Source organism: Ruegeria sp. CL3 (assembly GCF_056536505.1).
In genome coordinates this window covers 1-19891 of the sequence record NZ_JBQFPT010000017.1, presented here as the reverse complement: position 1 = coordinate 19891, position 19891 = coordinate 1, and the positions used below count along the sequence as shown (strand labels likewise).

Annotated in this window: 32 protein-coding genes; 1 reads left to right on the top strand and 31 read right to left on the bottom strand. The window is 56.5% G+C overall.

Annotation, left to right across the window (positions count from 1 at the left end; all coding sequences use genetic code 11):
* The first annotated feature begins 142 nt into the window (after positions 1-142).
* Complete coding sequence (locus tag ACR0NO_RS20560; protein WP_170468578.1) at positions 143-916, top strand: FadR/GntR family transcriptional regulator; 774 nt, start codon at positions 143-145, stop codon at positions 914-916.
* 69 nt (positions 917-985) lie between these two features.
* Here the strand turns inward: ACR0NO_RS20560 and comE are convergent, their stop codons facing one another.
* The 31 genes from comE to ACR0NO_RS20405 form a co-directional block, all read right to left on the bottom strand.
* Positions 986-1540 (bottom strand): sulfopyruvate decarboxylase subunit beta, encoded by a 555-nt coding sequence (comE, locus tag ACR0NO_RS20555; RefSeq protein WP_170494501.1) that lies wholly within the window; start codon positions 1538-1540, stop codon positions 986-988.
* Entirely contained in the window at positions 1537-2043 is a 507-nt protein-coding gene (locus tag ACR0NO_RS20550) for a sulfopyruvate decarboxylase subunit alpha (RefSeq protein ID WP_170468582.1), read from the bottom strand. Before ACR0NO_RS20550 ends, comE begins: the two co-directional genes overlap by 4 nt.
* A 51-nt stretch (positions 2044-2094) precedes the next feature.
* Positions 2095-2502 carry a universal stress protein gene (locus ACR0NO_RS20545; RefSeq protein WP_170380527.1) on the bottom strand — a complete coding sequence of 136 codons (408 nt, stop codon included), beginning with the start codon at positions 2500-2502 and terminating at the stop codon, positions 2095-2097.
* 100 nt (positions 2503-2602) lie between these two features.
* Positions 2603-3910: a histidinol dehydrogenase gene (gene hisD / locus ACR0NO_RS20540; protein WP_480725358.1), complete on the bottom strand. Its 1308-nt coding sequence runs from the start codon at positions 3908-3910 to the stop codon at positions 2603-2605.
* Between the two features lie 324 nt (positions 3911-4234).
* A complete protein-coding gene (gene rpmD, locus ACR0NO_RS20535; RefSeq protein ID WP_074736195.1) occupies positions 4235-4423 on the bottom strand; it encodes a 50S ribosomal protein L30 in 189 nt (62 codons plus the stop codon).
* 13 nt (positions 4424-4436) lie between these two features.
* On the bottom strand, positions 4437-5000 hold the full coding sequence (rpsE, locus tag ACR0NO_RS20530; protein ID WP_170356677.1) for a 30S ribosomal protein S5: 564 nt from the start codon (positions 4998-5000) through the stop codon (positions 4437-4439).
* A gap of 116 nt (positions 5001-5116) precedes the next feature.
* Positions 5117-5476: a 50S ribosomal protein L18 gene (rplR, locus tag ACR0NO_RS20525; RefSeq protein ID WP_039523386.1), complete on the bottom strand. Its 360-nt coding sequence runs from the start codon at positions 5474-5476 to the stop codon at positions 5117-5119.
* A gap of 11 nt (positions 5477-5487) precedes the next feature.
* On the bottom strand, positions 5488-6021 hold the full coding sequence (gene rplF / locus ACR0NO_RS20520; protein ID WP_170373361.1) for a 50S ribosomal protein L6: 534 nt from the start codon (positions 6019-6021) through the stop codon (positions 5488-5490).
* A gap of 11 nt (positions 6022-6032) precedes the next feature.
* Complete coding sequence (rpsH, locus tag ACR0NO_RS20515) at positions 6033-6425, bottom strand: 30S ribosomal protein S8 (protein WP_170373360.1); 393 nt, start codon at positions 6423-6425, stop codon at positions 6033-6035.
* 13 nt (positions 6426-6438) lie between these two features.
* Entirely contained in the window at positions 6439-6744 is a 306-nt protein-coding gene (gene rpsN / locus ACR0NO_RS20510; protein ID WP_068340744.1) for a 30S ribosomal protein S14, read from the bottom strand.
* A gap of 19 nt (positions 6745-6763) precedes the next feature.
* Positions 6764-7324 (bottom strand): 50S ribosomal protein L5, encoded by a 561-nt coding sequence (rplE, locus tag ACR0NO_RS20505; protein ID WP_170642086.1) that lies wholly within the window; start codon positions 7322-7324, stop codon positions 6764-6766.
* Complete coding sequence (gene rplX, locus ACR0NO_RS20500; RefSeq protein ID WP_170356681.1) at positions 7317-7628, bottom strand: 50S ribosomal protein L24; 312 nt, start codon at positions 7626-7628, stop codon at positions 7317-7319. Before rplX ends, rplE begins: the two co-directional genes overlap by 8 nt.
* A 2-nt stretch (positions 7629-7630) precedes the next feature.
* The gene (gene rplN, locus ACR0NO_RS20495) at positions 7631-7999 is read right to left on the bottom strand and encodes a 50S ribosomal protein L14 (protein WP_008757934.1); all 369 of its coding nucleotides are present in this window, start codon (positions 7997-7999) and stop codon (positions 7631-7633) included.
* A 76-nt stretch (positions 8000-8075) separates the two neighbouring features.
* Positions 8076-8306 (bottom strand): 30S ribosomal protein S17, encoded by a 231-nt coding sequence (gene rpsQ / locus ACR0NO_RS20490; RefSeq protein ID WP_152459158.1) that lies wholly within the window; start codon positions 8304-8306, stop codon positions 8076-8078.
* A gap of 4 nt (positions 8307-8310) precedes the next feature.
* On the bottom strand, positions 8311-8517 hold the full coding sequence (rpmC, locus tag ACR0NO_RS20485; protein ID WP_010437082.1) for a 50S ribosomal protein L29: 207 nt from the start codon (positions 8515-8517) through the stop codon (positions 8311-8313).
* Positions 8518-8733: 216 nt separating this feature from the next.
* The gene (locus ACR0NO_RS20480; RefSeq protein WP_480725356.1) at positions 8734-9342 is read right to left on the bottom strand and encodes a hypothetical protein; all 609 of its coding nucleotides are present in this window, start codon (positions 9340-9342) and stop codon (positions 8734-8736) included.
* A 15-nt stretch (positions 9343-9357) separates the two neighbouring features.
* The gene (locus ACR0NO_RS20475) at positions 9358-9978 is read right to left on the bottom strand and encodes a 2OG-Fe(II) oxygenase family protein (RefSeq protein ID WP_480725354.1); all 621 of its coding nucleotides are present in this window, start codon (positions 9976-9978) and stop codon (positions 9358-9360) included.
* An 88-nt stretch (positions 9979-10066) separates the two neighbouring features.
* Positions 10067-11434, bottom strand: coding sequence for an ArsB/NhaD family transporter (locus tag ACR0NO_RS20470; protein ID WP_170380523.1), 1368 nt, complete (start codon positions 11432-11434; stop codon positions 10067-10069).
* Between the two features lie 23 nt (positions 11435-11457).
* The gene (locus ACR0NO_RS20465; RefSeq protein WP_170380522.1) at positions 11458-11922 is read right to left on the bottom strand and encodes a CBS domain-containing protein; all 465 of its coding nucleotides are present in this window, start codon (positions 11920-11922) and stop codon (positions 11458-11460) included.
* 302 nt (positions 11923-12224) lie between these two features.
* The gene (rplP, locus tag ACR0NO_RS20460) at positions 12225-12638 is read right to left on the bottom strand and encodes a 50S ribosomal protein L16 (protein ID WP_058283513.1); all 414 of its coding nucleotides are present in this window, start codon (positions 12636-12638) and stop codon (positions 12225-12227) included.
* Between the two features lie 12 nt (positions 12639-12650).
* Positions 12651-13361, bottom strand: a complete 711-nt coding sequence (gene rpsC / locus ACR0NO_RS20455; protein ID WP_008758042.1) for a 30S ribosomal protein S3 — start codon at positions 13359-13361, stop codon at positions 12651-12653.
* Entirely contained in the window at positions 13361-13741 is a 381-nt protein-coding gene (rplV, locus tag ACR0NO_RS20450; RefSeq protein WP_039538267.1) for a 50S ribosomal protein L22, read from the bottom strand. The genes rpsC and rplV overlap by 1 nt, the downstream gene beginning before the upstream one ends.
* A gap of 3 nt (positions 13742-13744) precedes the next feature.
* A complete protein-coding gene (gene rpsS / locus ACR0NO_RS20445; protein ID WP_005980699.1) occupies positions 13745-14023 on the bottom strand; it encodes a 30S ribosomal protein S19 in 279 nt (92 codons plus the stop codon).
* A 3-nt stretch (positions 14024-14026) separates the two neighbouring features.
* Positions 14027-14869: a 50S ribosomal protein L2 gene (gene rplB / locus ACR0NO_RS20440; protein ID WP_120633917.1), complete on the bottom strand. Its 843-nt coding sequence runs from the start codon at positions 14867-14869 to the stop codon at positions 14027-14029.
* Between the two features lie 290 nt (positions 14870-15159).
* Positions 15160-16092 carry a YHYH protein gene (locus ACR0NO_RS20435; RefSeq protein ID WP_480725352.1) on the bottom strand — a complete coding sequence of 311 codons (933 nt, stop codon included), beginning with the start codon at positions 16090-16092 and terminating at the stop codon, positions 15160-15162.
* A gap of 243 nt (positions 16093-16335) precedes the next feature.
* Positions 16336-16968, bottom strand: coding sequence for a hypothetical protein (locus tag ACR0NO_RS20430; RefSeq protein ID WP_480725350.1), 633 nt, complete (start codon positions 16966-16968; stop codon positions 16336-16338).
* Complete coding sequence (locus ACR0NO_RS20425; protein WP_008757532.1) at positions 16965-17261, bottom strand: 50S ribosomal protein L23; 297 nt, start codon at positions 17259-17261, stop codon at positions 16965-16967. Before ACR0NO_RS20425 ends, ACR0NO_RS20430 begins: the two co-directional genes overlap by 4 nt.
* Complete coding sequence (gene rplD, locus ACR0NO_RS20420; RefSeq protein ID WP_008756644.1) at positions 17258-17875, bottom strand: 50S ribosomal protein L4; 618 nt, start codon at positions 17873-17875, stop codon at positions 17258-17260. Before rplD ends, ACR0NO_RS20425 begins: the two co-directional genes overlap by 4 nt.
* Positions 17872-18597 (bottom strand): 50S ribosomal protein L3, encoded by a 726-nt coding sequence (rplC, locus tag ACR0NO_RS20415; protein ID WP_008758167.1) that lies wholly within the window; start codon positions 18595-18597, stop codon positions 17872-17874. The genes rplD and rplC overlap by 4 nt, the downstream gene beginning before the upstream one ends.
* Positions 18598-18615: 18 nt before the next feature.
* On the bottom strand, positions 18616-18930 hold the full coding sequence (rpsJ, locus tag ACR0NO_RS20410; RefSeq protein WP_008756422.1) for a 30S ribosomal protein S10: 315 nt from the start codon (positions 18928-18930) through the stop codon (positions 18616-18618).
* An 819-nt stretch (positions 18931-19749) separates the two neighbouring features.
* A partial coding sequence (locus tag ACR0NO_RS20405) for an EF-Tu C-terminal domain-related protein (RefSeq protein ID WP_480723619.1) occupies positions 19750-19891 on the bottom strand: 142 nt, incomplete at its 5' end.

Here is a 19891-nt window from a genome sequence, read left to right as displayed (position 1 = left end):
TACGTGTTTTCGGAAATTCTTATTTGGTTGAGCGCATTAAGATGTATTTCCATGCTCGGACTGAATGCTTGAAAAACGCACCAATATGGTTACATTTATTTACCAATATATCTCACTTCGGCATCTTACTTAGGTATATCCCATGAACACCAAGGCGATTTTTGAACCGGTCGGACACGAATCGCTGGCCGACGCCGTAGTGGCGCAGATCGAAGACCTCATCGCGTCGGGCATTCTGAAACAGGGCCGCAAGCTGCCGTCCGAGAGGGATCTGGCCGAGATGCTTCGGGTCTCACGGCCGAAGCTGCGCGAAGCACTGGCCGTACTGGAAGAGCGCGGGCTGGTCACCACTCAGCATGGTGAGGGGACCTTTGTCGCCGCCCTGACCGGGCAAGCGATGTTGCCGGCCCTTCTGGCGCTCTACGAACGGCACGAGCCTGCCTTTTTCGACCACCTGGAATACCGCCGCGAACAAGAAGGCTTTGCCGCCCGTCTCGCCGCCCGCAGGTCCACCAAAGCCGACAAGGAGAGGATCGCCGAAATCCTCGACGAGAATGTTCGAGCGTGGGAGGCGAACGATGCGCAAGCCTCACGCGAGGCGGATTTCGCCCTGCATGCGGCCATCGTCGACGCCAGCCAGAACGCCACTTTGATCCATATGATGGCTTCGATCTACGAATTGACCAAGCGAGGTGTTTTCTACAACCGCAGTTTCCTGAAATCGATTGACGGTTCGGGCAAACAGCTGCTGGATCAGCACCTTGCCCTGGGTCAAGCGGTGATTGACGGAGACGAAAAGCGCGCCGAACAAGCCGCGCTGGACCATATCGACTTTGTCGAGCGCTCGTTCAGGACGGGGATAGAACAGCAGCGCCGCGAGGTCATGGCGGAGAAACGGCGTCTTCTGTCGCGCTAGACATTTAGTGCCAAAGCCGCCTGCAAAGGACGGCTTTGATCAGTGCATTCGGCAAAACCGAAGAAGTGTTCAAGCCTGTACGGCTTTCATGAAACGATCTCGGATCACTACAGGGTCCATCGTGATCGGCGGCATCTTGGCATTGCCGCTTTCGCATTTACTGACGATGATGGTCATCTGCCGGGCGTCCAGTGCCTCTTGCAACACGCGACCGGTATCTTCGGCGGCACATTCAATCACACGCTCACATCCTGCCGCAGCCGCCATTTTCGCCAATGACGTCTTCAACCCCGCATAGGTCGGCTGATCCCCGGTGGACCCGTATGAGCCATTGTCGACGATCAGGAGGATGTAGTTGTCAGCCACGTTGTTCGCGATGGTCGGTAGCGTTCCCAGATTGGTCAGAACGGACCCGTCCCCGTCGATCACGATCACCGGCTTGGGCTGGGACAAGGCCAACCCCAGGCCAATGGATGAGGCCAACCCCATCGTGCCCAGCATGTAGAAATTCGTTGGCTGGTCATCAATCGCGTGCAGCTCTTGGCTGGGAATGCCGATGTTACAAACCACCAGTTGATCCCGCAGGATCGGAGCGATTTCTTTCAGGATTTCAGAACGGATCATTGGTCGCCATAGCCTCCCCAGAAGTTGGCATCGGTCAGAATGGCAACCGGCTTGTTGCACATGAATGTGTATTTCAGGATTGCATCCAGCTCGGCCACATCCGCCTGATGGTGAAAGTGGTAAGTCGGAATATTGAGCTGCGCCAGCAATGCTTTGGTGTGAACGGCCATCTCAACCTGACATGCAATCGGCTCGCGCAGTTCGCCTCGGTACGAGATCAGCATCGGCAGTGGCATCCGGTAGTACTGGATCAGAGTCGCCAATGTGTTGATCGTCACCCCGATCGCTGTGTTCTGCATGATAATGGCGGGCCGTTTGCCACCCATCCATGCACCTGCGCACAGGCCCATCCCTTCGTCCTCTTTGTTTGACGGGATGTGATAAATGCCTTCGCGCTGGTCGATCTCGTCAATGACACCAGCCAGTTGTTTGCAGGGGACGGTGGTCACGAACGAAATATCATTCGCCACCAGATCGTCGGTGATCTTCTTGTCTATATTCATCTTCCGGCTGTAAGTCCTATTGTTGTCGCCCAAGGGCGTGATTGACGGTTGTCACCTGCGGTACACATGCACCGCGCAAGGGGCATGACGCACCACGCGCGACGCGGTGGAGCCCAGGAAATAGTCGCTGAGATCGGGCTTGTGAGACCCGATGACGATACAATCGACACCGTTCTCAGCCGCATAATCTATGATCGTGCGTGCTGTGTGGCCCTTCACGAGTTCGGAACTCACCCCTTCCAACCCTTCGACTTTGCGCGAAAGTTCCAGTCGGGCGCGGCGATATCCTTCTGCCACCAGATCCTTGTCCAGAAACGCACTGACCGAGCCCTGCGGCATTTCGTAGACATGCAGAGCAATGATCTCTCCGCCGCCCTGAGACAAGGCACGCGCCACTTCCAGAGTGTGTTGCGAGATATCGTGATCCAGCGCCATTGGAACGAGAACTTTCTTGTACATGTCAAACTCCTTTCGACCCGGTCGGCCCTATCAAGCCAAGGATAGTACCCAGTGCGGTATCAAGGCCAGAGAACAGTTTGGCAGGTGGTGGTTGGACCGATCATCCCTCGGCACGCAGATCAAATTCCTCATCCGGGAAATACTTGGCGAGGCGTACATCGGCCGCCCGCGCATGCCCCTCCATCCCTTCTACACGCGAAATCCGGGCGGTCGCCAGGGCAATGGGTTTCGAGCCCTCTCGAGTCGCCCGCTGCCATGTCACGATCTTCATGTATTTGTGGACGCTTAGCCCGCCCGTGTAGCTGGCCGCCCCCGATGTCGGGAGTACGTGGTTGGTTCCCGTCGCCTTGTCCCCGTAAGATACCGTGGTCTCTTCCCCCAAAAACAAAGAGCCATAGCAGGTCAGGCGATCCAGCCACCATTCCAGATCCTCGGCCTGGACTGTCAGGTGTTCCGGCGCGTAGTCATCGGAACAAGCGGCCATCTCTTCGCGATCCGAACATACGATGACTTCGGCATAGTCACGCCACGCAGCAGCCGCGTTCTCTCGGTTCAGGTCAGGAAGATCTGCAATCAACTCGGGCACCAGTGTCATGACATTCTGCGCAAGCGCCCGGTCATCTGTCACCAGCCAGACAGGAGAGTTATACCCGTGCTCCGCCTGGCTGACGAGATCGGTCGCCACTACAAGCGGATCTGCACTGCTGTCGGCGAGAACTAGACTGTCGGTCGGACCTGCGATCATGTCGATGCCAACCTCACCGTAGAGGATGCGCTTGGCCTCCGCGACGAATTGGTTCCCCGGCCCTACAAGGATATTTGCGCGTGGCAGGCCGAACAGGCCATATCGCATTGCGGCGACACCCTGCACACCTCCCATCGCCAGAATACTGTCGGCCCCACAGATATGGGCTGCATAGACTACTGCAGGCGCAACGCCTTCATCTGGTTTCGGAGGAGAACACGCGATGATGTGGCGACATCCGGCCACTTTGGCAGTTGTCACGGTCATTATTGCACTGGCGATGTGGCTGTACCGACCGCCGGGCACATAGCAGCCCGCCGCATCCACAGGTATCGCCTTTTGACCAGCGATCACGCCGGGCACGATCTCGGTCTGTACGTCGGTCATCGTGGCCTTCTGCGCCTCGGCAAAATGGCGGACGTTGTTATGAGCGAAACGGATATCCGCCTTCAGCTTTTCGGGCACCCGCGAAATTGCGGCGTCGATCTCGTCCTGCGTCATCAGAACGTTCCCATCGAACCTGTCGAACTTGGCCGCATATTCCAGCGCCTTCGCGTCGCCGCCTGCTTCTATCTCCGCCAGAATGGTCTTGACCGTATCGTGAACCTCAGGCGCATCAGACTGCGCCGTCAGCATCGCCTTTTTGAGATAGTCGCGCGCCATAGTCAGCCCCTGCTTCCGGTTCCTGCCCGGCCACTCTGTCAGAGGCGAAATCGCTTTTGCAAGCGTTTGTGGAGCCGAAAACGAAACTCTATTCGATCTTCTAACCCCATTTAGGAAAAGACAAATTTCGGGATTGGGAAAGCTGAAACTCGACCTTGTAAGAGGACCTCTGCGCCGTTGTTGCCAACGGATTCAGCGGCCCGCTCGTCCCTATTCAATGCGTGAGTCAAGCGATCGAACGAGGCGATTCGCAGATGCAGTCGGGCAAAAGAAAACGCCCCTGACACAGGTCAGAGGCGTTTCCAAAACATATCGAGAGGGCGCTTAACCGCGCTCTTCGATGATCTCAACCAGATGCGGGATCTTGTTGACCATGCCGCGAACCGAAGGCGTGTCCTCCAGCTCACGGGTGCGATGCATCTTGTTCAGGCCCAGACCGATCAGGGTTGCGCGCTGTTCGGCGGGGCGACGGATCGGAGAACCGATCTGCTTGACGACGATGGTTTTTGCCATTGCTCGCTACTCCTTACGCTTCGGCTTCAGCCGGTGCTTCGTCCCGCTTGGGCAGGATGTCGGCAACTTTTTTACCACGACGTGCGGCAACCGAACGCGGGCTCTGCTCTTTTTGCAGGCCGTTGATGGTGGCGCGGATCATGTTGTACGGGTTCTGCGAGCCCAGCGACTTGGACACAACGTCCTTAACGCCCAGCATTTCGAACACAGCACGCATCGGACCACCGGCGATGATACCAGTACCTTCAGGTGCGGTGCGCATAACCACTTTACCAGCGCCGTGACGGCCCTCGATGTCGTGGTGCAGAGTACGACCTTCGCGCAGTTGCACGCGGATCATCTGACGCTTGGCTTGCTCAGTCGCCTTACGGATGGCTTCAGGTACTTCTTTCGCTTTACCTTTACCAAAGCCGACGCGGCCTTTCTGATCGCCGACAACCACCAGAGCGGCGAAGCCAAAGCGCTTACCACCTTTTACGGTTTTCGACACGCGGTTGATTGCGACCAGGCGATCTGCAAATTCCGGTGCTTCTTCACGGTCGCGGCCACGGCCCCGACGGTTTTCACGTTCTGCCATTTGGCATCCCTCTTCTCATGTGGCGCATACGGCGCCGTTTGCTTCAATCCAAGTGAGCCGCGACTGTTGCCGAGGCCCCCGGATCATCGGGGCAGCCGCAAAGCTGCCCGCAAGTCTTAGATCTTCAGACCACCTTCACGCGCGGCGTCGGCAACTGCCTTCACCTTGCCGTGGAACAGGAAGCCACCACGATCGAAATAGGCCTCTTCGACGCCTGCCTTCTTGGCACGCTCGGCGATGGCCGCGCCCACTTTGGTGGCCGCTTCGACGTTGTTCTTGCCAACAACACCCAGATCTTTTTCCAGGGTCGAGGCCGATGCCAGGGTCACGCCGCGAACGTCGTCGATCAGCTGAACGCTGATGTTCTTGTTCGAACGGTGAACCGACAGGCGTACACGGCCGGCGTTGACTTTGCGAAGTTTGTTCCGAACGCGCAGGCGGCGCTTCAGAAACAGGGTTCTTTTGCTGTTTGCCATTGTTTGCGTCCTTACTTCTTCTTGCCTTCCTTGCGGAAGATGAATTCGCCCTTGTAGCGGATGCCCTTGCCTTTGTACGGCTCGGGACGGCGCCATTCGCGGATTTTGGCCGCGACTTCGCCCACCTGCTGCTGGTCGATACCTTCCACAACGATTTCGGTCTGCTTCGGCGCGGTGATGGTGACACCTTCCGGAGCAGTGAAATCAACATCGTGGCTGTAACCCAGGTTCAGCTTCAGGGTGTTGCCCTGCATCTGAGCCCGGTAACCAACACCCTGGATCTCCAGCTCTTTTTTGAAGCCTTCGGTCACACCGGTTACCAGGTTGGCAACCATGGTGCGGCTCATGCCCCACTGCTGGCGGGCACGCTTGGACATGCCACGGGGGTCGATCTTGACCACGTTGTCTTCAACCGACAGCGTCACGTCGTCGGTGGCGGTGAAGCTGCGGGTGCCTTTCGGACCTTTAACTTCGATGGTCTGGCCAGACACAGAGGCGGTAACGCCGCTGGGCAGCTCGACCGGTTTTTTACCAATACGAGACATTGCAGACCTCCTTAGAAGACGGTGCAGAGCACTTCGCCGCCAACATTGTTGGAGCGAGCGTTTGCGTCCGACATCACACCTTTCGGAGTGCTGACAATCGACACGCCCAGACCCTGACGGACCTGCGGGATGTCATTGACGCCCATGTAGACGCGACGACCGGGTTTCGAAACCCGCTTCAACTCGCGAATGACAGGGGTGCCTTCGTAGTATTTCAGGCTGATTTCGATGGCCGGATGACCGTTTGCACCGGTCGTCTTTTCATAGCCACGGATGTAGCCTTCGTCCGCCAGTACGTCCAGAACCCAACCGCGCAGCTTGGAAGCCGGGGTGGAAACGGTGGACTTGCCGCGCATTTGCGCGTTGCGGATACGGGTGAGCATATCGCCGATAGGATCATTCATATCTATGTCTCCCTTACCAGCTCGATTTCACCATGCCGGGGATCTGACCAGCAGAACCCAGCTCGCGCAGCGCGATACGGCTGACCTTCAGCTTACGGTAGTAAGCGTGGGGACGACCGGTCAGCTGACAACGGTTGTGCAGACGGGTAGCCGAGCTGTTGCGCGGCAGTTTCGCCAGTTTCAGACGCGCTTTGAAACGCTCTTCCATCGGGCGGCTCTCGTCATTCGCGATTTCTTTCAGCTCGGCACGCTTTGCGGCATATTTGGCCACCAGGCGTTCGCGCTTCTTTTCGCGTTCGATCATTGCTTTCTTAGCCATGTCTCAATCCTCCCGGCGCTTACGCGTTGAACGGCATGTTGAATGCTTTCAACAGGCTCTTCGCTTCAGCGTCGGTTTTCGCTGTGGTGGCAATTACGATATCCAGGCCCCAGACCTCGTCGACTTTGTCGAAGTCGATTTCCGGGAACACGATGTGCTCTTTCATGCCCATGGCAAAGTTGCCCTGACCATCGAAAGACGGCTTAACACCGCGGAAGTCACGAACGCGCGGCAGCGCGATGGTGATCAGGCGATCCAGGAATTCGTACATCCGGTCACCGCGCAGGGTCACTTTCGCGCCCAGCGGCATGTCTTCACGGACGCGGAAACCCGCGATCGACTTCTTCGCCTTGGTTGCAACGGCCTTTTGACCAGCAATCGCAGTCAGATCTTCGACAGCAGCTTTCGCTTTCTTCGAGTCTTTGACCGCCTCAGCACCACAACCGATGTTCAGAACGATTTTGTCCAGCTTGGGCAGCTGCATGTCGTTCTTGTAGCCGAACTCTTCTTTCAGAGCGGCACGGATGGTTTCGGCGTACTGAGCTTTCAGACGCGGGGTGTAGGTTGCGGAATCAAGCATCGATCACGTCCCCTGTGGTCTTGGCGAAGCGGACCTTCTTGTCACCTTCCATGCGGAAGCCAACGCGGGTTGCTTTGCCGTTCTTGTCCAGCAGCGCCAGGTTCGACAGTTGGATCGGGTTTGCCTGAGGCAGACGACCACCTTGCGAAGTTTGCGACTGACGGGTGTGACGGATGGCAATGTTGATGCCTTCGACAACAGCTTTACCGGCTTTGGGGTCAACCGAGGAAATGGTTCCCTCTTTGCCCTTGTCCTTGCCGGCCAGCACGACGACCTTGTCGCCTTTGCGGAGTTTAGCAGCCATGATTACAGCACCTCCGGAGCCAGCGAGATGATTTTCATGAAGTTCTTGCCGCGCAGTTCACGAACAACGGGGCCAAAGATACGGGTACCGACTGGCTCGTTGTTGTTGTTCAGGATGACGGCGGCGTTGCGATCGAAGCGGATCGCGGTGCCGTCTTCGCGACGGACTTCCTTGGCGGTGCGTACGACGACGGCCTTGCGGACGTCACCTTTCTTTACGCGGCCGCGCGGGATGGCTTCCTTCACCGAGACGACAATGATGTCGCCAACGGAGGCGTATTTACGCTTGGAACCACCCAGGACCTTGATGCACTGAACTCGGCGTGCGCCGGAGTTGTCAGCGACATCCAGATTGGTCTGCATCTGGATCATGTGGTTTCTCCCGACCTGTGGGGGCTGGTCTCGTTAGATCCCCCAGGGTTTCGACAAATGGGAAAATCCCGGAGGCTTACGCTTCCAGAACTTCCCAACGTTTCGTCTTCGATTTCGGCGCGCATTCGATGATGCGGACTGTGTCACCGACCTTGAAGGCGTTCTTTTCGTCGTGAGCCCGGTATTTCTTGGACTTACGAACGGTTTTGTGCAGCAGCGGGTGCTTGAAACGACGCTCAACCGAAACGGTTACGGTTTGCTCGTTGGCGTCGCTGGTGACTACGCCGGACAGGATACGCTTGGGCATAGGATTACTCCTCCGATGCCGCAGCAGCGGCCTTTTCGTTCAGAATGGTTTTGACGCGGGCAGCGTTGCGGCGAGCCGCTTTGATGCCAGCAGTGTTTTCCAGCTGACCGGTTGCCTGTTGAAAGCGCAGGTTAAAGCTTTCTTTCTTCAGGTTGGCCAGTTCCTCGCGGAGCTGGTCCGGGGTCTTGTCACGCAGTTCTTGGGCGTTCATCGCCTTTTTCCTTTGCTCAAAACACCAGAAGGCCCCCTGACAGGGTCACCTTGGACCTGGTGGATGAATGATAGACATGCGAATCCCCCGACTCGGCCGGGGGACTTGCAGGATGCCGCCGTATAAGGGTTTAAGCGGTGGGTGGCAAGAGGAAGTTTTAGGGTGCGAATTGGACAGAAAAACCGTGTCTCACCGACGTCGGGTTGAAGCTAAGGCCTATGAATTGTCGTCTTTGATTTGCAATTGGTGAAATCCGCTGTCCAATACAGGTAAAGAGTCACCCGCAGCCACGCCTCTTCTCAGCACCATTTGCAGCTCAGGGGCATATAACATCCGCTCAGTAAACGCGTGGGAACCCTCGACACTCTCTTTGAGCAGGACATCCCAAACTCGATACTTGCAGGCCCCAACCCTTTCAATCCGGTATCTTTGAAACTCGACCTCAATTGAACCCGACTGGGCATTGTCGGTGTTGGGATAGTCGACGAAGTCTGAGTTCCACTTCTTTTGACTGTCCAGGATATCTAGCGAGTCCAATTTTCGCTCATAACTTCGGAACCATTTTGTGTCGGGCAACCCTTGGGGCGGCAAAATTGGATGGGCAAAATAAACTTCTCGCCGAGTTTCATTTGCCCCCGGGTCGACAGTACTCGCAAGAATACCCCCTGCATGAGAGACGTATTCAATGTCATCCAGATTCTTGCCAGGCTCGCGAACAAGGACAATGCCGGTATCAACGTGTTCTTTACTGGGACATTCCGCGCTAACCGAAGACGCTAGCAACGCTACTAGAAAAGAACTGCCTAAAAAAAATTTAATCAACATTGAGGGTTTTCACTCTCATTCCCACTTATAGTTGAAACTGACACTGATCCGATCATCCTCGGCCATATTCATCGGAACTTCGTGGCGCAGCCAACTCTCCCAGAGTAGCACATCCCCCACTTGAGGTTGAACATAAATGAAAGGTTGCAAGTCCTTTCGCCCAAATTTTAGGCGCGTCGGCGCGGCCATCATGCGACCTGAACGCGGATCCTCCAGCTTCAGCGCGCTCGCCCCTTCGGGCATGGCAACATAAGTCGTGCCTGAGATCACACTGTGTGGGTGCAGGTGGCTGGAATGCATCCCACCCTCCGGCAGGATGTTGATCCATAGGTCTTCAAGCTTCAGCGCACCCTCGCCCAGATCAAATTCCAGATCCTTCGCAAAGACGGCGACGTGCTGATCCAGCGCCTTTACCAAATCGTTAAAGATCGGGAAGCGCCAGGGCAAATCGGTCAGCGAGGCGTAGCTGGTGTAGCCGGGATAGCCATTCTCTTCACACCATTCCTGCCCGGCCTCATCATCCTCGGCAATAACAAGACAGGAGTTTTCCAGCTCGCCCGCGTCGATCTTGGGATCGAACTCGGACAAAGCTGCGCGATAGAGACGGGTAACGAAGAGTGATTCAATCTGTGCCATGCCCCGGCTATATCCCAGCCGAGGCACAAGGGCGAGAGCAGCCGCCTCAGAAAAGCGGCTGCTTGGGTGCGACTTATCGTTAAGCGCTTTAGTAGAAGTAGCGCAGCCAGAGGTAGACGTTGGCGATCATCAGGGTCAGGATCATGATCGGGAACGCCATGAGCGCGAATTTGACGAAGCCAATCGGCTGCTTGGCCTTTTCGGCAAAGGCAGCAACCGTCAGGTTGGCGCTTGCGCCCAGCAAGGTCCCGTTGCCGCCCAGACAGGCGCCCAGAGCCAGCGACCACCACAGAGGCTCGATCGCATCAGGCCCGCCGAACGTGTCAGCCGTGGACTCGATCAGAGGGATCATCGTGGCCACGAACGGGATGTTATCCAGAATGGCCGACAAGATACCCGAGGCCCAGAAGATGAAGAACGCAGTCCACATCATGTCGCCTTCGGTCAGCTCCAGCACTTTCTCACCGAAGAACTCAAGCAGGCCGACATGCTCGACACCTGCAACGATGACGAACAAACCGCCGAAGAAGAAAATGGTGATCCACTCAACCTCGCCAAAGATGTGGTGAACGGATTCGGACTGTTCTTCTCCGTGCTGGTGCCCATAGGCCAACAGCATCAACAGCGCGGCGCCAGCCAGCGCCGAGGTGCCCGGCTGGATGCCGTAGCCATGGCCAAGCGTGAAGCCAAGAAGGGTCAGCGCCAGAACCGACAGGGATTTGATCATCAGGCCGACATCGGTGATCGCTTCGTTTTCGTTGAAACGCATGATCTTTTCGCAGGCCGATTTCGGAATGGCGGCCAGCGTGCGGCGGTTCATCAAATAAATGATACCGGTCAGCACCACCAGACAGATGGCCGAGATCGGCGCAAGATTGACCACGAAGTCATTGAAGCTGAGGCCCGCAGCCGAGCCGATGATGATGTTCGGCGGGTCACCAATCAGAGTGGCCGTACCGCCCACATTCGAAGCCAGAATCTCGGCAAAGAAGAACGGGTAAACACGCGTCTCGAGCGCGTCCGTGATCAGCAAGGTGATTGGTGCGATCAACAGAACGGTAGTCACGTTGTCGAGCAGAGCCGAGAACACCGCCGTGATCAGCGTCAGCATGATCAAAATGCCGGTCGGATTGGCCTTGACCACCTTTGCGGCCTTGATGGCGACGAATTGGAACAACCCGCACTTACTGGTGATCCCGACGATCACCATCATGCCGATCAGCAGCGCCAATGTGTTGGCATCAACGCCCGCGACAGCCTGTTCCTGGTTGATGATGCCGAACAGCACCATCAGCGATGCCCCCAGCATGGCCAGAATGGCGCGGTTTACTTTTTCGGTCACCAGGACGGCATAAACTGCAATCAGGATACCGGTGGCGACCCACAGAGGGTCAATCCCCAACAGCTGAGGAACGGAGAACGCGTGTTCTCCATGCGAAACGGAATGGTCGGTCAATGGTCTGATCCGGTCTTTAGGGGTTAGCTCAGCGCGTGATCAATCAACGAGTTCGGGCTGACAGAGCCGACAAAGCGATTGGTCTCGGGTTCCACGAGGAAAACGTGGCGTTTGAATTTGTGGATCAGGAAAATGCCTTCCATCACCGGCGTGTCTGGTGCGAGAACCGGGATGTTGGCCGGGTTCGACATGTGATCTCCGACCCGCTCTTCGTGCAGGCGCTTGATCTGTTCGCTGATGTCTTCCTTGGTCAAATCCATAAAGCTGAGATGGCTGATTGCAACGCGCGACGTCTCATCGCTAACACCAATACGGGCCGCACGCGGCAGGATCATCTTGATCAGCGTGGGCGCGGTGAAAACGCCTTGGAAGCTACCGTCATCCCCCACCACCGGCAAGAACCGGGCGCGGCTGTCGCGGATGATCTCAAACGCCTTGGCGACTGTGTCATCGGGATGAATTGTCTTCTGTTTTTCAGGGGGGACCATGACGTCCCGGCAAGTAAGGCCCATACGTGTCCTCGGTCTTTCAGCGGGGTTTCAGAGCCAAGGCACAGTTCGTGCTCAAGCCGTATCGGAGGATGATCGACCCAAGCTCTGATTGAGAAGGTATTGCGAGCGCTTCTTTTCACCAGATGAGAGAATATGCCACCCCTGAGCCCCATCTTTTTTGCAATGCCGGTATTGAATCTCGGAATTGGGCGCCTAGCGGGTTTGCGAGAGGCCACAAACGAAAAAGCCCCCACCGATTTCTCGGCGGGGGCAATGCTGTTCGGGTTTCCCCGGACTGATTACCAGTCTTCGCGAACCACGACGCGAGTCTTGATTGGCAGCTTCATCGCGGCCAGGCGCAGGGCCTCACGGGCGATGTCGTCATTGACGCCGTCGATCTCGAACATTACGCGGCCAGGCTTGACCTTGCATGCCCAGCGGTCGACCGAACCTTTACCTTTACCCATACGAACTTCGATCGGCTTTGCAGTGACCGGAGTGTCGGGGAAGATGCGGATCCAGACGCGACCCTGACGCTTCATGTGACGCGTCATGGCACGACGTGCAGCTTCGATCTGGCGTGCAGTTACACGCTCAGGCTCAAGAGCTTTCAGGCCGTAGGTGCCAAAGTTCAGATCAGAGCCGCCCTTGGCGAGACCCTTGATCCGGCCTTTGTGCATCTTGCGGAATTTAGTACGCTTTGGTTGAAGCATATCTTTCCCTCCTTAGCGACGACCGCCACCAGCACCACGAGGTGCAGGGCCGTCCTGGAGTTCCTGTGCTTTACGGTCACGTGCCTGCGGATCGTGCTCCATGATCTCACCTTTGAAGATCCAGACCTTGATCCCGATGATCCCGTAGGGGGTCATCGCTTCGGCATGTGCGTAATCGATGTCGGCACGCAGAGTGTGCAGAGGCACGCGGCCTTCACGGTACCACTCGGTCCGTGCGATTTCGGCGCCGCCCAGACGACCAGCGACGTTCACCCGGATACCCAGGGCGCCCATGCGCATGGCGTTCTGAACCGAGCGCTTCATTGCGCGACGGAACGAAACACGACGTTCCAGCTGCTGAGCGATGGACTCGGCAACCAGCTGCGCGTCAAGCTCGGGCTTGCGCACTTCGACGATGTTCAGGTGCAGTTCGCTGTCGGTCATGCGAGCAAGCTTTTTGCGCAGAACTTCGATGTCTGCACCTTTCTTGCCGATGATGACACCGGGACGTGCTGTGTGGATCGTAACGCGGCACTTCTTGTGCGGACGTTCGATGATCACACGGGCAACACCGGCCTGCTTGCACTCTTTGTTGATGAACTCACGGATCTTGAGGTCTTCCAGCAGAAGATCACCGTAGTCCTTGGTGTCGGCGTACCAGCGGCTGTCCCAGGTGCGGTTGACCTGCAGGCGCATGCCGATCGGATTTACTTTATGACCCATTAGGCTTGCTCCTCAACTTGACGCACCTTGATGGTGATCTCCGAGAACGGCTTCATGATCTTGCCGAAACGGCCACGGGCACGCGGACGACCGCGCTTCATGACCAGGTTCTTGCCAACCCATGCTTCGGCGACGATCAGCTCGTCAACGTCCAGGTTGTGGTTGTTTTCGGCATTCGCGATTGCGGACTGCAGGCACTTCTTAACGTCCTGCGCGACACGCTTGTTGCTGAAAGTCAGGTCGGTCAGAGCCTTCTCGACTTTCTTGCCGCGGATCATTTGCGCAACCAGGTTCAGTTTCTGCGGGCTGGTGCGAAGCATGCGCGTTTTCGCCATTGCTTCGTTTTCAGCCACGCGGCGGGGGTTCTTTTCCTTGCCCATGACTTACTTCCGCTTCGCTTTTTTGTCTGCGGCGTGGCCATAATAGGTGCGGGTCGGCGAGTATTCACCGAACTTCTGACCGATCATGTCTTCCGAGACGTTGACGGGAATGTGCTTCTGGCCGTTGTACACACCAAAGGTCAGACCCACGAACTGGGGCAGAATGGTGGAACGACGCGACCAGATTTTGATGACTTCGTTGCGGCCCGACTCGCGCGCTGCTTCGGCTTTTTTCAGCACGTAAGCATCGACGAAAGGACCCTTCCAAACAGAGCGAGACATGGATTAACGTCCCTTCTTCTTGGCGTGCCGCGAGCGGATGATCAGCTTCTGGGACGCTTTGTTCTTGTTGCGGGTACGCTTACCCTTGGTGTCCTTACCCCACGGCGTAACCGGTGTACGGCCACCCGAGGTACGACCTTCACCACCACCGTGCGGGTGATCGATCGGGTTCATTGCAACACCACGAACCGACGGACGAACGCCCTTGTGGCGCATGCGACCGGCTTTACCGAGGTTTTGGTTGCTGTTGTCGGGGTTGGACACGGCACCGATGGTGGCCATGCATTCCTGACGGACCATGCGCAGCTCGCCCGAGCTCAGACGGATCTGAGCGTAGCCGCCATCGCGACCAACGAACTGAGCGTAAGTACCGGCCGCACGTGCGATCTGACCGCCTTTGCCAGGCTTCATCTCGATGTTGTGGACGATGGTACCGATGGGCATGCCCGAGAACGGCATCGCGTTGCCCGGCTTGATGTCGGCCTTGGCGGATGCCACGACTTTGTCACCAACAGCCAGACGCTGCGGAGCCAGGATATATGCCTGCTCGCCGTCTTCGTATTTTACCAGTGCGATGAATGCGGTCCGGTTCGGGTCATATTCGATCCGCTCGACGGTTGCCGCGACATCAAATTTGTTCCGTTTGAAGTCAACGATCCGGTAGAGACGCTTTGCGCCACCGCCGCGGCGGCGTGAAGTGATCCGTCCGGTGTTGTTCCGGCCGCCCGATTTGGTCAAACCCTCAGTGAGAGACTTGACCGGACGTCCTTTCCAAAGCTCCGAACGGTCGATCAGCACCAGCCCGCGCTGGCCCGGCGTCGTCGGCTTGTACGACTTGAGTGCCATGCTTTCTGTCTTCCGTTTAGCAAGTGCAGGGAGTTTCCCCGCTATGTGATAGGCCCCCGTAGGTGCCAAGGGTATAGGGCCCCGAAGGTCCCCGGTTACAAATATCAGAGGCCCCGGAACGAATCCGAGGCCGCAAGATTGGGAGCGTGTAACAGGGTTGGGGGTGGGTGTCTATAGGGGGCGGCGGATTCTTTCAAGCTAGCCAAGTGCATGCTGCAAATCTCGGTAGCACTCGTTAATTCTTACCTGTGGCGCCACAGATTGAACAGTTTTGGACAACCGTTTCCAAATCACTTTCGGAACGAAGGGTTGGGAGTTCCTGTGTAGCAATTCAGAATCCATGGATACGAGCTTGTGACATAGTACCCGTATTGACCATCAACGGTCATACCATTGCATTCATCCAGATCTCCATTGCCTGTGAACTCATAGTCTTCAATGTAAGTGCCATCCGGCATACCACCCGGGCCGTTCGGCGGTTTTGGCCTCTCCGTAGACTTCAACTCATAGCCCGAGAGGGCCGCTCGAATTTTCCCGTCGCTATCCTCGAAGATTGTTCCGTATATCGGGAAACCGTCTGACGCAAAACCGATTACTGGAGAAGGCGCATCGAACTGTCGGTCATTGAACAGTGCGTTCGGGTTCGAATGGTAGTGATATCTGCCATCTGGCTGTGTATGCGCATTATGTAAATCAACCCCAAAGTACTTATCGTAAGATGGCGGATCGATCAGCCAGGGGTCGCGGATGGTACAACCAGCAAGCACGTTGCCGTTTTTGTCAGCTCGGGGAGCATCTGGTCGATAGCAACCTGCCGAAAGCAAATCCACAGGTACGCCATTCAACAATATGGCGTTGTATGCCTGTTGGCCGAGGGGACTCGGGTTTGTAGCCTTTTCTGGCTTTCGCGCAATTTGGAATTCACTCAACAAGGGACGAAAGTCATTGGCAAAACGTGCTGTCGCACCATTGAAGTCATGGTTGGGCGTCCCATTCGTAGCAATTGTACAAGTCTCGTTGTCGGCGTCTATCTTGACTTGTGCCTCGTAGGAGGTGCCCTTTTGGATATCCTCGACGTCCGCTTTGTAGCTACCAATGTAGTCAGCGCAATCGCCTGATCTGCTGGTCAGAATGGCATTCTTAATGTCGGTTGGAGTTGATTCCTGTGAAAAACAGGGAAACGGCAAGGCCAGGGTAAAAACGCAAAAGACAGACAATCTCAATTTCGATACCTCCACGAACTGGTGGTGACACTTCTCAGGTTCTTATGACATTGTATTTGAAACTTATTGTTGTTGTATCATCTTTCTGGGTTCAGCGCTCTGTGTGCATAGAGCAGAGGTCCTTGCGTCGCAGATTACTATCAAGACGCAATAACAAGTCGATTTGATCGTTTCTGTCGCATACGCAGACTCCGGTATCGCAGGGGTGTCTATTGATCACACAACAAAGGCTTCACCCAGTACTCACCCCAAAGACCGCCTGCGGCAAAGAGGCTCGGACTCCACCGCGATCCTCTGCTTGAGTTTGATATGCCCCAGCACCTCGCGAAAGGCGCGGTGTTTGGGTTTGCCTTCCAGATAATCCGCCAGTTTGAGCAGGTTGATCGGGTGCTTCGCAATCAACGCCTCAATCCGCTGCACGGCCTCGTCCAACTCATAGTGATCCACGTACTGACAGGCCACCTGCGTCGGCGTCAGCAGACAGCAATCCTGCGGGCGTTTCTCGGTATAGCGCGCGATGTCGAAAGGCGACGCGCCGAGGGCGTGAAACTTGGGGATGTGCACGCGCATATCAGCCTCGGCGTGCTCCAATACCGTGCCGGAGGTCTGGCGGAACCCCAGCGGACCAAGCTTGCCGACCACATGCTTGCGCATCGCCGGAGAGATCATGTCCACATCCGCCCGGTCATATTTCAGATCATCGAAGACGGACAGCAGCCCCAGCTGTTCGTCGGCAATCTGGAAATAGGGCTCGGCGCTGAACGCCCGCATTTGATCCAGAACCTGCGAACGCACAGTTTCAGGGTCTGAAACGAAATCGGCCCCGGCGGGTTGAACCGCCGAGGCCGTGAATAGTTGCAGTAAGCGTCGGATCAAAGACCGGTGCTCACGTCGATTGTGTTGCCCTCTTCCAGGGTCACATATGCTTTTTTGACGTCTTTCCGGCGACCCAGCTGGCCGCGGAACCGCTTGACCTTGCCTTTGGTCACGGTGGTGTTCACCGCTTTGACCTTCACACCAAACAGCGCCTCAACGGCCTCTTTGATCTGCGGCTTGTTGCTGTCGATCGCCACTTCAAAGACAACCGCGCCGTTTTCTGACGCCATGGTAGACTTTTCGGTGATGATCGGCTTGCGGATCACGTCGTAGTGTTCTGCCTTCGCGCTCATTTCAGACGAGCCTCCAGTGCTTCGACAGCCGCTTTGGTGAGCACCAGAGTGTCACGCTTGAGGATGTCATAGACGTTTGCGCCCATCGACGGCAGGATATCCAGACCTTCGATGTTTTTAGACGCTTTCAGGAACCCTTCGTTCACGGTCGCGCCGTCGATGACCAGAGCACGTTTCCAGCCCAGGTTTGCAACCTGTTTGGCCAGAGCAGCAGTCTTGCCTTCGGCTTCGGCGTTTTCGATCACAACCAGTTCACCTGCCTTGGCTTTGGCCGACAGAGCGTGGCGCAGGCCAAGCTTGCGGAACTTCTTGGGCAGGTCGTGGCCGTGCGAGCGCACGACGGGGCCTTTGTAGATACCACCACCACGGAAGATCGGCGCGTTGCGGTCACCATGGCGTGCGCCACCGGTGCCCTTCTGGCGATAGATCTTCTTGGTCGAGTAGCTGGTTTCCGAGCGGGTCTTGACCTTGTGGGTGCCGGCCTGCGCGTTGTTGCGCTGCCAACGGACCACACGGTGCAGGATGTCCGCACGCGGCTCGAGACCGAACAGATCGGCGTTCAGCTCGATGTCGCCGGCTTTGCCGCCGTCCAGTTTGATTACATCAAGTTTCATGCTTCACCACCTTCCGCGGGAGCTTCTTCCGCAGGTGCTTCGGTTGCAGCCGATTTCACAGCAGCCGGGAAAGGCAGGCCTTCCGGTGCTTTCTTCTTCACGGCGTCCTTGACGGTGACCCAGCCCGATTTCGGTCCAGGAACGGCGCCTTTGATGAAGACCAGGTTCCGGTCGGCGTCGGTTTTGACGACTTCCAGGTTCTGGGTGGTTACACGGGCAGCACCCATGTGACCGGCCATCTTCTTGCCTTTGAACACCTTGCCTGGGTCCTGACACTGACCGGTCGAACCGTGCGAACGGTGGCTGATCGAAACACCGTGCGAGGCGCGCAGACCACCAAAGTTCCAGCGCTTCATCGCACCGGCAAAGCCTTTACCGATCGAGGTGCCCGAAACGTCAACTTTCTGACCTTCCAGGAAGTGTTCTGCCGAAATCTCGGCGCCCACATCAATCAGGCCATCTTCGGAGACGCGGAACTCGGCCAGCTTACGCTTGGGCTCAACCTTTGCAGCGGCGTAGTGCCCGCGCATGGCTTTCGAGGTGCGTTTTGCCTTGGCAGCACCGGCGCCCAACTGAACGGCGGTGTAGCCGTCTTTGTCAGCGGTACGCTGTGCAACAACCTGCAGGTTGTCCAGGTGAAGAACGGTCACAGGGATCTGCTTGCCGTCTTCCATGAACAGGCGGGTCATGCCAACTTTTTTTGCGATAATACCAGAGCGCATAATCTATACCCTCCGATCTTACGACTGCAGCTTGATCTCGACGTCCACACCAGCAGCGAGGTCGAGCTTCATCAGCGCGTCAACGGTCTGGGGGGTCGGATCAACGATGTCCAAGAGACGCTTGTGCGTACGGATCTCGAACTGGTCGCGGGATTTCTTGTCAACGTGAGGGCCACGGAGAACCGTGAACTTCTCAATCTTGTTCGGCAGCGGGATCGGGCCGCGCACGTTCGCGCCGGTCCGCTTGGCAGTGTTGACGATCTCTTGCGTGCTGGCATCCAGAACGCGATAGTCAAATGCCTTCAGCCGAATACGGATGTTTTGGCTTTGCATAGATACAGCCTTTTATCAGGCGTTGAGGTTGAGAGGAGGACAGACGCGCATCGCCAACCCTCTTCGAACCCAAAAGGCGGGAATCACCCCGCCTTGACGTTCTTATCGAGAACTCGCGCGTATTAGTGGTGTTGGTGGGGTTTGGCAAGGGGTTTGTTGGCTTTGTCCCACCTCAAAGAGCGACACGACCCAGCACCAAGTACTGATCTTCAGGACCAACTTCGCAACAAGAACGCGCTAAAGGACTATGGGCGAGGTGTACAGCCTACATGCGACAATTGAGCAGTCAGAGAAAACCGAAACGGTCTGGAAGGTTTTCACCCCACGTTACGGTGAATACGCTGGTTGACGACACAGGTTCTGGACACGCTTAAACGCATCAGATTCTGCTAGGCTGCTCGACAAGCCGGACGTCGAACCGCCTACGCTCGCGGCTAAACTCACTGATATCACAGTCGATTTCTTGGTCGTCGTCACTAAGGATAGCGGCACGCATGTCCTCCAGATCCTTGCTGTGAAGGATTTGCGTTCCATAGTTCAAGAATTCAAAACCTAACATGATTTCCTCCTGATTACGTCAGCGGCTCGGCCTGCGCACGCCCCGCTTTTTTTGTTTCAGATCACATGTGGGTTTCCTGTATTTGGGTGAGGTGGACTTTGGATTAAGAAACCTCAATCCGTTTTGCCCTTAACGACGGCGAGCTTTCTAAACGTCATCTCGGTTCGAAAATGTTTAAGCCCACCTCGGAACTGTATGGCTCAAACGAAAAAGGGCGTCCCGAGGGACGCCCTTTTCGTCTGATCATTCGCTTGCGCGAATTATTCAGTGATTTTCGACACAACGCCGGCTCCGACGGTGCGGCCGCCTTCGCGGATCGCGAAGCGCAGGCCCTGCTCCATCGCGATCGGTGCGATCAGCTCAACGCCGAACGACACGTTGTCGCCGGGCATGACCATCTCG